The sequence below is a fragment of the Enterobacter sp. MGH119 genome, assembly GCF_001037675.1.
Lineage (GTDB): Bacteria > Pseudomonadota > Gammaproteobacteria > Enterobacterales > Enterobacteriaceae > Enterobacter > Enterobacter hormaechei_C.
Genome location: NZ_KQ089932.1, coordinates 264,057 through 275,973 on the forward strand (window position 1 = coordinate 264,057; position 11,917 = coordinate 275,973).

The following is an 11,917-nucleotide window of genomic DNA, read 5'->3' on the forward strand; positions in this document are numbered from 1 at the left end:
TTATTGTTTTCCACCAGAGGTTGAAATCCCTATGTACCAGGTTGTTGCATCTGATTTAGATGGCACGCTGCTTTCCCCCGACCACACCCTGTCGCCTTATGCGAAAGAGACCCTAAAACTCCTGACTGCCCGTGGCGTGAACTTCGTGTTCGCCACTGGCCGCCACCACGTGGACGTGGGGCAGATCCGCGATAACCTGGAGATCAAGTCGTACATGATCACCTCTAACGGTGCGCGCGTACATGACACGGACGGCAACCTGATTTTTACCCATAATCTCGATCGTGACATCGCCACCGATTTGTTCGGCATTGTGCATTACAACCCGGATATCGTGACTAACGTTTACCGCGACGACGAGTGGTTTATGAACCGCCATCGCCCGGAAGAGATGCGCTTCTTCAAGGAAGCCGTATTCCAGTACTCACTGTACGAGCCGGGTCTGCTGGAGCCGGAAGGGATCAGTAAGGTGTTCTTCACCTGTGTAAATCATGAGGAGTTACTGCCGCTGGAGCAGGCGATCAACGCCCGCTGGGGCGACCGCGTGAACGTGAGCTTCTCCACGCTGACCTGTCTGGAAGTGATGGCGGGCGGGGTGTCCAAAGGTCACGCGCTGGAAGCGGTCGCGAAACGGCTGGGTTTTGATCTGAAAGACTGTATCGCCTTTGGCGATGGCATGAACGATGCCGAGATGCTCTCCATGGCGGGTAAAGGCTGCATCATGCAGAACGCGCACCAGCGCCTGAAAGATCTGCACCCGGAGCTGGAAGTGATTGGCACGAACGCAGACAACGCGGTACCTAAGTATCTGCGCAAACTGTTCCTTGAATAATCTTCATTTGATTGTTTATTGTTCAGATGTCAACTAAAGAGTTCGCTACAATGCCTCTCCTTCTTTTTGAGAGACAAGCATTGTGGCGCTACTCATTATCACGACTATCCTGTGGGCCTTCTCCTTTAGTCTGATTGGCGAATACCTTGCCGGATCGGTCGACAGCTACTTTTCGGTGCTGATGCGCGTGGGGCTGGCGGCGCTGGTGTTCCTGCCGTTCCTGCGTACCCGCGGGCAATCGCTAAAAACTATTCTGCTGTACATGCTGGTAGGCGCGATGCAGCTCGGCATCATGTACCTGTTCAGCTTCCGGGCCTACGTTTACCTGTCCGTCTCGGAATTTCTGCTCTTCACCGTGCTGACGCCGCTCTACATCACGCTGATTTATGACCTGCTCAGCAGGCGCCGCCTGCGCTGGGGATATCTGCTGAGCGCTGCGCTGGCAGTCATTGGCGCGGCGATTATTCGCTATGACAAGGTAAGCGATCACTTCTGGACCGGGCTGATGTTCGTCCAGCTCGCTAATATCAGCTTTGCCATCGGGATGGTGGGTTACAAACGCCTGATGGAGACCCGCCCGATGCCGCAGCATAACGCGTTTGCGTGGTTCTATATGGGCGCGGCGATTGTCGCGATTGCGGCATGGTTTATGCTCGGCAATCCGCAAAAGCTGCCGACAACCTCCGTGCAGTGGAGCGTTCTGGTCTGGCTGGGCGTGGTGGCGTCGGGGCTGGGCTATTTTATGTGGAACTACGGCGCTACGCAGGTAGACGCCGGAACGCTGGGGATCATGAACAACGTGCACGTGCCGGCGGGGCTACTGGTGAACCTCGCCATCTGGCAGGAGCAGCCGCACTGGCCGAGTTTCCTTATTGGGGGAACGGTGATCCTGGCTTCGCTGTGGGTACATCGCCGCTGGGTCGCTCCGCGCTCCGCACAAACGGAAGATGGTCGCACGCGTGGTTCCGCGCTGAGCGAATAAACGCTTCCGTAATTGGCTGACGTTGCTCGCCATCGCGCACGGCGGCGTACAGCCGGCTCCACAGTCCTTCACCCAGGGTTTTGGTAACCACCAGACCCTGGCGTTCAACCGTCTCGACCACCCAGTGCGGCAGCGCCGCAATCCCCATTCTGGCCGCCACCATCTGAATTAACAGCAGCGTGTTATCCACGCTTTTCAGCTGTGGGCTGATGCCCGCGGGTTGCAGGAAATGGCGCCAGATATCCAGACGACTGCGCTGTACCGGGTAAATCAGCAGCGTCTCCGTTGCCAGATCTTCCGGCGTGATACGCGTTTTGGCGGCCAGCGGATGGTCCGGGGCCAGCACCAGACGCACCTCAAAATCAAACATTGGCGAATAGTGCAGACCGCTGCGTGGCAGAATATCTGAGGTCATCACCAGATCCAGCTCACCCTGCTGAAGCGACGGCTGCGGATCAAACGTGACGCCGGATTTGAAGTCCATCTCCACCTGCGGCCACTTCTGGCGGAAGTTCTCAAGCGCGGGGGTCAGCCACTGAATACAGCTGTGACACTCAATGGCGATGCGCAGGGTGGTCTGCTGCGGCTCGTTGCAGGACTGCAACGCGCTGGCAATCTGCGGCAGCACCTGGTTCGCCAGCTGAAGCAAAATTTCGCCCTGCGGCGTAAAGCGCAAAGGCTGGCTCTTACGCACAAAAAGACGAAAGCCGAGGCGTTGTTCCAGATCGCTGAACTGGTGAGAAAGGGCAGACTGAGTCTGGTGCAGCGTGGCCGCTGCCGCCGCAAGAGAACCGCAGTTCCGCAACGCTTGTAGCGTTTTCAGGTGTTTAATCTCGATCATGAAAGTCCTTCACTTCGGCATGAACATTTTGCGCTTGAGGAATATACAGTACCTGCCAATTATAGAAGTGTAAACATCTGGACGTCTAAATAACGAATTTCTACAAGGGGTATGCCATGACAATCCGCACTCACACTCTCGGTTTCCCTCGCGTTGGTCTGCGTCGCGAGCTGAAAAAAGCGCAAGAAAGCTACTGGGCGGGTAACGCCACCCGCGAAGAACTGCTGGCGGTGGGACGCGAGCTGCGCGCGCGTCACTGGGATCAGCAAAAACAGGCGGGCGTAGACCTGCTGCCGGTGGGCGATTTCGCCTGGTACGACCATGTTCTGACCACCAGCCTGCTGCTTGGCAACGTGCCGGCTCGTCATCAGAACAACGATGGATCGGTGGATATCGATACCCTGTTCCGCATCGGCCGTGGCCGCGCGCCAACGGGTGAGCCAGCGGCAGCGGCGGAAATGACCAAGTGGTTTAACACCAACTATCACTATATGGTGCCGGAGTTCGTTAAGGGCCAGCAGTTCAAACTGACCTGGACCCAGCTTCTGGATGAAGTGGACGAAGCGCTGGCGCTGGGTCACCAGGTGAAACCCGTGCTGCTGGGGCCGGTCACCTACCTGTGGCTGGGCAAAGTGAAAGGTGAGCAGTTCGACCGCCTCAGCCTGCTGAACGATATTCTGCCGGTTTATAAGCAGGTGCTGATTGAGCTGGGTAAGCGCGGTATTCAGTGGGTGCAAATCGATGAACCGGCGCTGGTGCTTGAGCTGCCGCAGGCGTGGCTGGATGCCTTCAAACCGGCGTATGACGCGCTCACGGGCCAGGTGAAGCTGCTGCTGACCACCTATTTCGAGGGCGTAACGCCTAACCTCGACACCATTACTGCGCTGCCGGTTCAGGGTCTGCACGTTGATCTCGTTCACGGCAAAGACGATGTGGCAGAGTTGCACAAGCGTCTGCCTGCGGAGTGGCTGCTCTCTGCCGGTCTGGTGAATGGTCGTAACGTCTGGCGTGCCGATCTCACCGAGAAATATGCACAAATTAAGGACATTGTCGGTAAACGTGAATTATGGGTAGCCTCTTCCTGTTCCCTGCTGCACAGCCCGATCGACCTGAGCGTGGAGACCCGACTCGACCCTGAGGTGAAAAGCTGGTTTGCCTTTGCCCTGCAAAAGTGTGAGGAGCTGGCTCTGCTGCGCGACGCGTTGAACAGCGGCGACACGGCAGCGATTACCCACTGGAGCGCTCCGATCCAGGCGCGCCGTCACTCGACGCGCGTGCATAACCCGGCGGTGGAAAAACGTCTGGCGGCCATCACCGCCCGGGACAGCCAGCGCCAGAGCCCGTATGAAGTGCGCGCCGAAGCCCAGCGTGCGCGCTTTAACCTGCCCGCGTGGCCGACCACAACCATCGGCTCCTTCCCGCAGACTACCGAGATCCGCGGCCTGCGCCTGGACTTCAAAAAGGGCAATCTGGATGCGAATCACTACCGCACCGGCATTGCGGAACACATCAAACAGGCGATCGTCGAGCAGGAACGTCTGGGTCTGGACGTGCTGGTGCACGGCGAGGCCGAGCGTAACGATATGGTGGAATACTTCGGTGAACACCTGGACGGCTTTGTCTTTACCCAGAACGGCTGGGTGCAAAGCTACGGCTCCCGCTGCGTGAAGCCGCCGGTGGTGATCGGCGACGTCAGCCGCCCGGAAGCGATCACCGTGGAGTGGGCGAAGTATGCCCAGTCTCTGACCGACAAACCGGTAAAAGGCATGCTGACGGGGCCGGTGACCATTCTCTGCTGGTCGTTCCCGCGTGAAGATGTATCCCGGGAAACCATCGCCAAACAGATCGCCCTGGCGCTGCGTGATGAAGTGGCGGATCTGGAAGCGGCGGGGATTGGCATCATTCAGATCGACGAACCGGCGCTGCGTGAAGGGTTGCCGCTGCGTCGCAGCGACTGGGATGCTTACTTACAGTGGGGCGTGGAGGCGTTCCGCCTCAACGCGGCCGTCGCGAAGGACGACACGCAGATCCACACCCACATGTGTTACTGCGAATTTAACGACATCATGGACTCCATTGCCGCGCTCGACGCCGATGTGATCACCATCGAGACCTCGCGTTCAGACATGGAGCTGCTGGAGTCGTTCGAAGAGTTCGACTACCCGAACGAAATCGGGCCGGGCGTGTATGACATTCACTCCCCTAACGTGCCGAGCGTGGAGTGGATTGAATCGCTGCTGCAAAAAGCGGCCCAGCGCATCCCGGCGGAACGTCTGTGGGTAAACCCGGATTGCGGCCTGAAAACCCGTGGCTGGCCTGAAACCCGCGCGGCGCTGGCGAACATGGTGCAGGCGGCGCAGAATTTGCGTCAGGCGTAGTGGGGCTGGATTGCCCGGTTGGCGTAGCCGCCACCGGGCTTTTGGTATTACGCTTTCTTCCCGCCGTACTGGCTGAACCACGCCAGCATTCTCTGCCAGCCATCTTTCGCGGATTCCGCGTGATAGCTCGGACGATAATCGGCATTAAACGCGTGTCCCGCATCCGGGTACACCACGATTTCGGCCTTCGCGTTTGCCGCCCGCAGCGCGTGGCGCATGGTCTCGACGGTATCAAGCGGAATGCCGGTATCCTGACCGCCATACAGCCCTAGCACCGGGGCATTTAAATCGGTGGCGATATCAACCGGATGTTTCGGCGAGTTCAGCGTCTTTTCGCCCACCAGTTTGCCGTACCAGGCCACGGCCGCTTTCAACTGCGGATTGTGCGCGGCATACAGCCAGCTAATGCGTCCACCCCAGCAGAAGCCGGTCACCATCAGACGGTGCGGGTCGCCACCGTTGCGCGCCGCCCAACTGGCAACGTGGTCGAGATCGGCCAGTACCTGCGCGTCCGGCACTTTGCTGACCAGGTTGCTGAACAGCGTCGGGATGTCGCTGTAATCATTCGGATCGCCCTGACGGAAATAGAGTTCCGGCGCAACGGCCAGGTAACCTTCCAGCGCCAGACGGCGGCAGAGGTCGCGAATATGTTCATGAACGCCAAATATTTCCTGCACCACGATCACGATGGGCAGCGGGCCATCGGCAGATTTTGGCCGCGCGTGGTACGCTGGCATGTTCTCTCCCTGGGAGGGAATGGAGGTCTCGCCTGCGGTAATGGCTTCTTCAGGGGTTGAGACGATGGTTGAAGCGTGCGGGGCCGCAGCAGGTGCAAAACCGATTTTTTCAGTCATGGCATTCTCCGTACCAATGAATGGATTAGCGCAAAGATAAATATAGACACCAGGTTAACAACCCACAGTGCCTTATAGCGTCTATCTTTTGTGCAGCACCCGGCGATATAACTTGTTAATGTGATGTGAATCACTGTTTTATGGAAATTAGCTGCAATCATTTTCATTCATGGTGAGGTGTGTCACGAAATAATGCACATTGCTTCTGTAAAGTACCGTTTTACTTCTTCTGACAAACCGACCCACAGAGGAGTCACCTATGTCTAAGTCTGATGTTTTTCATCTCGGCCTCACTAAAAACGATTTACAAGGGGCTACGCTTGCTATCGTCCCTGGCGATCCAGAGCGTGTGGAAAAGATCGCCGCGCTGATGGATAAGCCGGTTAAGCTGGCAGCGCATCGCGAATTCACCACCTGGCGCGCAGAGCTGGACGGTAAAGCGGTGATCGTGTGCTCTACCGGTATTGGTGGCCCGTCTACCTCTATCGCCGTTGAAGAGCTGGCGCAGCTGGGCATTCGTACTTTCCTGCGCATCGGCACCACAGGCGCCATTCAGCCGCACATCAACGTGGGCGACGTGCTGGTTACCACCGCATCCGTGCGTCTGGACGGGGCAAGCCTGCACTTTGCACCGATGGAATTCCCGGCAGTGGCTGATTTCGAATGCACCACCGCGCTGGTTGAAGCCGCGAAATCCGTGGGCGCCACCACCCACGTGGGCGTAACTGCCTCTTCCGATACCTTCTACCCGGGCCAGGAGCGTTACGACACCTTCTCTGGTCGCGTGGTGAGCCGTTTCAAAGGCTCCATGGAAGAGTGGCAGTCGATGGGCGTCATGAACTACGAAATGGAATCTGCGACGCTGCTGACCATGTGCGCGAGCCAGGGTCTGCGTGCCGGTATGGTGGCGGGCGTTATCGTCAACCGTACCCAACAGGAGATCCCGAACGCTGAAACCATGAAGCAGACTGAAAGCCATGCGGTGAAAATCGTGGTTGAAGCGGCGCGCCGCCTGATCTAATTCTCTCTTCAGTGCTAAAAGGCCGACATGCTCGGCCTTTTCTTTTTGCGTAACGCCTCGCAGGAAAACCCTTTCAAACTGGACGTTCATACAGCACAATTCTATTTTGTGCGGGTTAGACGTGGATGCAGGGGGCATTGTGGATATCTCAATCCTGGTTTATGCGGTAGTTGCGCTGGTGAGCGTGGGGATTGGCTGGCTCATTTCCGGCTACCAGCATGCGCAGCAGAAAGCCGAACAGCTGGCAGAGCGCGAAGAGATCGTCGCCGAACTCAGCGCGACGAAACAACAGCTTGCGCTGAGTGACCACTGGCGCGATGAGTGTGAACTGCTCAATAACGAACTGCGCAATCTGCGCGACATTAACACCTCGCTGGAGGCCGATCTCCGGGAAGTGACCACCCGCCTTGAGTCCACCCAACTGCACGCCGAAGACAAAATCCGTCAGATGATCAACAGCGAGCAGCGTCTTAGCGAGCAGTTTGAGAACCTCGCGAACCGCATTTTTGAGCACAGCAATCGCCGCGTGGATGAGCAGAACCGTCAGAGCCTGAACAGCCTGCTGACGCCCCTGCGTGAGCAGTTGGACGGCTTTCGACGTCAGGTACAGGACAGCTTTGGTCAGGAGGCCCGCGAGCGCCACACGCTGGCGCATGAAATTCGTAATCTCCAGCAGCTGAATGCGCAGATGGCGCAGGAGGCGGTTAACCTGACGCGCGCACTGAAAGGTGATAACAAAGCGCAGGGAAACTGGGGCGAAGTGGTCATGACGCGCGTGCTGGAGGCCTCTGGCCTGCGCGAAGGATACGAATACGAAACGCAGGTCAGCATTGAAAACGATGCGCGCTCGCGGATGCAGCCGGATGTCATTGTTCGTCTGCCACAGGGCAAAGATGTGGTTATCGACGCCAAAATGACGCTGGTGGCCTATGAGCGCTACTTCAACGCGGAAGATGACTACACCCGCGAAACAGCGTTGCAGGAGCACATCGCCTCCGTGCGTAACCATATCCGTCTGCTGGGCAGAAAAGATTATCAGCAGTTGCCGGGGCTGCGATCGCTGGATTATGTGCTGATGTTCATTCCGGTTGAGCCAGCCTTCCTGCTGGCGCTCGACAGACAGCCCGAACTGATCACCGAAGCGCTGAAAAATAACATTATGCTGGTCAGCCCCACCACGCTACTGGTGGCGTTACGTACCATTGCCAACCTGTGGCGCTATGAGCACCAAAGCCGTAACGCGCAGCAGATTGCCGATCGCGCCAGCAAGCTGTACGACAAAATGCGGCTGTTTGTGGACGATATGTCCTCGGTGGGGCAAAGCCTGGATCGCGCGCAGGATAACTACCGCCAGGCGATGAAAAAACTCTCCTCCGGGCGTGGCAATTTGCTGGCGCAGGCGGAGGCGTTTCGCAGCCTGGGGGTGGAAGTTAAACGCGAGATTAATCCGGAACTGGTGGAGCAGGCTACCGCTCAGGACGAAGAGTTTCGTCTGCGTGAAGGCGACGGTGAGCAAAATAGCCGCAATGAAGACAACGGTTTAGCGGCGAGTTTATCCCCCGAAGCGCAGCCGGCACGTTTCTTTCACGGTGGTTGAAACGTAGGGCAAATGCGCCCAATCTGTTACACTTCACGAACATTTGACTGATTAGCAGGCTCTGAGATGGTTGACGATTCACAAGACACAACGCACTTTGGCTTTCAGACTGTCGCCAAAGCGCAGAAAGCTGACATGGTGGCCCACGTATTTCATTCCGTGGCGGCGAAGTACGATGTGATGAATGATTTGATGTCATTCGGCATTCATCGCTTGTGGAAGCGCTTCACTATTGATTGCAGCGGCGTGCGCCGTGGACAAACGGTGCTGGATTTAGCCGGAGGCACAGGGGATCTAACCGCTAAATTCTCCCGTCTGGTTGGCGAAACCGGCCGCGTGGTGCTGGCGGATATCAACGACTCCATGCTGAAAATGGGACGCGAAAAGCTGCGTAACATCGGCGTGGTAGGCAACGTTGAATATGTTCAGGCCAACGCCGAAGCGCTGCCGTTCCCGGATAATACGTTCGACTGCATCACCATCTCTTTCGGTCTGCGTAACGTGACCGATAAAGATAAAGCGCTGCGCTCCATGTACCGCGTGCTGAAGCCGGGCGGCCGACTGCTGGTTCTCGAGTTTTCTAAACCGATTATCGACCCGCTGAGCAAAGCTTACGATGCCTATTCCTTCCACGTTCTGCCGCGCATCGGCGAGCTGGTGGCAAACGATGCAGAAAGTTACCGTTATCTGGCCGAATCCATCCGAATGCACCCGGATCAGGACACGCTGAAAGCGATGATGCAGGATGCCGAGTTTGAAAACGTGGAATACTTCAATATGACGGCGGGTGTCGTCGCGCTGCATCGTGGTTACAAGTTCTGAGTGGAGGTTTCCTGTGCCCATTAAACCCTTAGTCACCGCAGGCATCGAGAACGTACTGAATGCCTTTCTGTATCGCGCTCCGGCGCTGAAAACCGCACGTCAGCGGCTTAACGGAAAGGTGCTGCGCATCGTGTTAAAGGAGTTCTCGACGCCGCTTGTGCTGGTCTTCAGCGAACGCCAGCTTGACGTTCTGGGGGAGTGGGAAGGCGAAGCTGATTGCTCGGTAATTACGCACATGAGCGTCTTACCAAAACTGCGTGACCGTCAGCAGATGACGGCGCTTATTCGCAGCGGTGAGCTGGAGGTCGAAGGCGATATTCAGGTGGTACAGAACTTCGTTGCACTCAGCGATCAGGCTGAATTCGACCCGGCGGAACTGCTGGCGCCCTATATCGGCGACATCGCGGCTGAAGGGATAAGCAAAACGCTGCGCACGGGTTCCGCTTTCCTGCGTAAAGGTCTGCTCCGTCAACAGCGCTATGCTGCCGAGGTGCTGACCGAAGAGTGGCGTATGGCGCCGGGGCCTTTAGAAGTCGCCTGGTTTGCAGAAGAGACCGCGGCAGTTGAGCGCGCAGTTGATGCGTTAACCAAACGGCTGGAAAAACTGGAGGGCAAATGACGCCTGGTGAAATTCGGCGCCTCTATTTTATCGTTCGCACCTTTTTGAGCTACGGGCTCGACGAGCTTATCCCCAGAATGCGTATCACTCTGCCGCTTCGGCTTTGGCGTCGCACGCTGTTCTGGATGCCGAATCGCCATAAGGATCAGGAGCTGGGCGCACGCCTGCGTCTTGCGTTGCAGGAGCTGGGACCGGTCTGGATCAAGTTTGGGCAGATGCTCTCAACACGTCGCGACCTTTTTCCACCGCAGATTGCCGATCAGCTCGCACTATTGCAGGATCGCGTCGCTCCGTTTGACGGAGAGAGAGCGAAGAAACAAATCGAAGAAGCGATGGGCAATATCCCCATCGAGACCTGGTTTGATGATTTCGATATTCAGCCTCTGGCCTCTGCCTCTATTGCGCAGGTTCATACTGCGCGCCTGAAGGAAAATGGCAAAGAGGTGGTCATTAAAGTGATTCGTCCGGATATCCTGCCGGTTATCAAAGCAGACATGAAGCTGATTTATCGCCTGGCTCGCTGGGTGCCGCGTCTGTTGCCGGATGGCCGCCGTCTGCGTCCGCTGGAAGTGGTACGGGAATACGAAAAAACGCTGATTGATGAGCTTAACCTGCTGCGTGAATCGGCGAACGCCATTCAGCTGCGTCGAAACTTTGAAGACAGCCCGATGCTGTATGTTCCTGAAGTCTATTCTGACTATTGCAGTCAGAACATGATGGTGATGGAACGTATCTACGGTATTCCGGTCTCGGACGTGACGGCGCTGGAAAAACAGGGCACCAACATGAAGTTGCTGGCCGAACGTGGCGTGCAGGTCTTCTTTACTCAGGTTTTCCGCGACAGCTTCTTCCATGCTGACATGCATCCGGGCAACATTTTTGTCAGCTATGAGCACCCGGAAGATCCTAAATACATCGGCATCGACTGCGGTATTGTCGGCTCGCTGAATAAAGAGGATAAGCGTTATCTCGCCGAGAACTTTATCGCTTTCTTCAATCGCGACTACCGTAAGGTGGCCGAGCTGCACGTGGATTCAGGCTGGGTTCCGCCAGATACCAACGTGGAAGAGTTTGAATTTGCGATCCGCACCGTCTGTGAGCCGATTTTTGAAAAGCCGCTCTCGGAGATCTCTTTCGGACACGTCCTGCTCAACCTGTTCAACACCGCACGCCGTTTCAATATGGAAGTGCAGCCACAATTAGTTTTACTTCAGAAAACATTACTTTACGTTGAGGGCGTAGGCCGCCAGCTCTATCCTCAGTTAGACTTGTGGAAAACCGCGAAACCGTTCCTCGAATCCTGGATTAAGGATCAGGTCGGTATTCCAGCCCTGGTTCGCTCGCTTAAAGACAAAGGCCCGTTCTGGATTGAAAAAATACCTGAAATTCCTGAACTGGTTTACGACAGTTTGCGTCAGAGCAAGAACCTTCAGCACAGCATGGATAAAATCGCGCACGAGCTTCAATCCAGTCGCGTGCGTCAGGGGCAGTCCCGCTATCTCTTCGGAATTGGCGCGACGCTGCTGATAAGCGGCACGTTACTGTTGATCAATCGTCCGGACTGGGAAATGATGCCAGCCTGGATTATGGCTGCCGGTGTGGTTGTCTGGCTTGCTGGCTGGCGAAAAACGCGCTGAATTAGCGTCGCTATCGAGAGATTGCATACGTATAATGCGATCTGACTAATTAATCATCTATCACTGGGGAACACGCATGGGTGGTATCAGTATCTGGCAGTTAGTGATCATTGCCGTCATCGTTGTGCTGCTGTTTGGCACGAAAAAACTCGGATCGATTGGTTCCGACCTGGGCGCGTCAATCAAAGGCTTCAAGAAAGCCATGAGCGATGATGAGAATAAGCAGGAAAAAACCAGTCAGGATGCTGATTTTACCGCTAAATCCATCGCCGATAAGCAGGACGAAGCCAAAAAGGAAGAGGCTAAACGTCACGATAAAGAGCAGGTGTAATTC

Annotated in this window: 11 protein-coding genes; 9 read left to right on the forward strand and 2 right to left on the reverse strand. The window is 56.3% G+C overall.

Annotated elements, in window-relative coordinates; genetic code table 11:
- Positions 1-31 precede the first annotated feature (31 nt).
- Together yigL and SK53_RS18210 are read left to right on the forward strand one after the other, a co-directional pair.
- Positions 32-832, forward strand: a complete 801-nt coding sequence (gene yigL, locus SK53_RS18205; RefSeq protein WP_048209860.1) for a sugar/pyridoxal phosphate phosphatase YigL — start codon at positions 32-34, stop codon at positions 830-832.
- Positions 833-914: 82 nt separating this feature from the next.
- Positions 915-1,814: a carboxylate/amino acid/amine transporter gene (locus tag SK53_RS18210; RefSeq protein ID WP_045342698.1), complete on the forward strand. Its 900-nt coding sequence runs from the start codon at positions 915-917 to the stop codon at positions 1,812-1,814.
- Here the strand turns inward: SK53_RS18210 and metR are convergent.
- Entirely contained in the window at positions 1,702-2,655 is a 954-nt protein-coding gene (gene metR, locus SK53_RS18215; RefSeq protein WP_015570000.1) for an HTH-type transcriptional regulator MetR, read from the reverse strand. The genes SK53_RS18210 and metR overlap by 113 nt on opposite strands.
- Before the next feature lie 116 nt (positions 2,656-2,771).
- Between metR and metE the strand changes: the two genes are divergently transcribed.
- Positions 2,772-5,033: a 5-methyltetrahydropteroyltriglutamate--homocysteine S-methyltransferase gene (gene metE, locus SK53_RS18220; protein ID WP_032661086.1), complete on the forward strand. Its 2,262-nt coding sequence runs from the start codon at positions 2,772-2,774 to the stop codon at positions 5,031-5,033.
- A gap of 47 nt (positions 5,034-5,080) precedes the next feature.
- Here metE and SK53_RS18225 read toward each other — a convergent pair whose 3' ends face one another.
- The gene (locus SK53_RS18225; protein WP_023302906.1) at positions 5,081-5,887 is read right to left on the reverse strand and encodes a dienelactone hydrolase family protein; all 807 of its coding nucleotides are present in this window, start codon (positions 5,885-5,887) and stop codon (positions 5,081-5,083) included.
- A 259-nt stretch (positions 5,888-6,146) separates the two neighbouring features.
- On the opposite strand from SK53_RS18225, the gene udp reads away from it, so the two are divergent.
- From udp to tatA, 6 genes are all read left to right on the forward strand, one after another.
- Entirely contained in the window at positions 6,147-6,908 is a 762-nt protein-coding gene (udp, locus tag SK53_RS18230) for a uridine phosphorylase (protein ID WP_003860792.1), read from the forward strand.
- Positions 6,909-7,047: 139 nt separating this feature from the next.
- Entirely contained in the window at positions 7,048-8,505 is a 1,458-nt protein-coding gene (rmuC, locus tag SK53_RS18235; protein ID WP_023315189.1) for a DNA recombination protein RmuC, read from the forward strand.
- Positions 8,506-8,571: 66 nt separating this feature from the next.
- On the forward strand, positions 8,572-9,327 hold the full coding sequence (gene ubiE / locus SK53_RS18240; protein ID WP_003860790.1) for a bifunctional demethylmenaquinone methyltransferase/2-methoxy-6-polyprenyl-1,4-benzoquinol methylase UbiE: 756 nt from the start codon (positions 8,572-8,574) through the stop codon (positions 9,325-9,327).
- Positions 9,328-9,340: 13 nt separating this feature from the next.
- Complete coding sequence (gene ubiJ, locus SK53_RS18245) at positions 9,341-9,946, forward strand: ubiquinone biosynthesis protein UbiJ (protein ID WP_003860788.1); 606 nt, start codon at positions 9,341-9,343, stop codon at positions 9,944-9,946.
- Positions 9,943-11,583 carry a ubiquinone biosynthesis regulatory protein kinase UbiB gene (gene ubiB / locus SK53_RS18250; RefSeq protein ID WP_048209861.1) on the forward strand — a complete coding sequence of 547 codons (1,641 nt, stop codon included), beginning with the start codon at positions 9,943-9,945 and terminating at the stop codon, positions 11,581-11,583. The genes ubiJ and ubiB overlap by 4 nt, the downstream gene beginning before the upstream one ends.
- 76 nt (positions 11,584-11,659) lie before the next feature.
- Positions 11,660-11,914 (forward strand): Sec-independent protein translocase subunit TatA, encoded by a 255-nt coding sequence (gene tatA / locus SK53_RS18255; RefSeq protein ID WP_003860787.1) that lies wholly within the window; start codon positions 11,660-11,662, stop codon positions 11,912-11,914.
- Positions 11,915-11,917 lie beyond the last annotated feature (3 nt).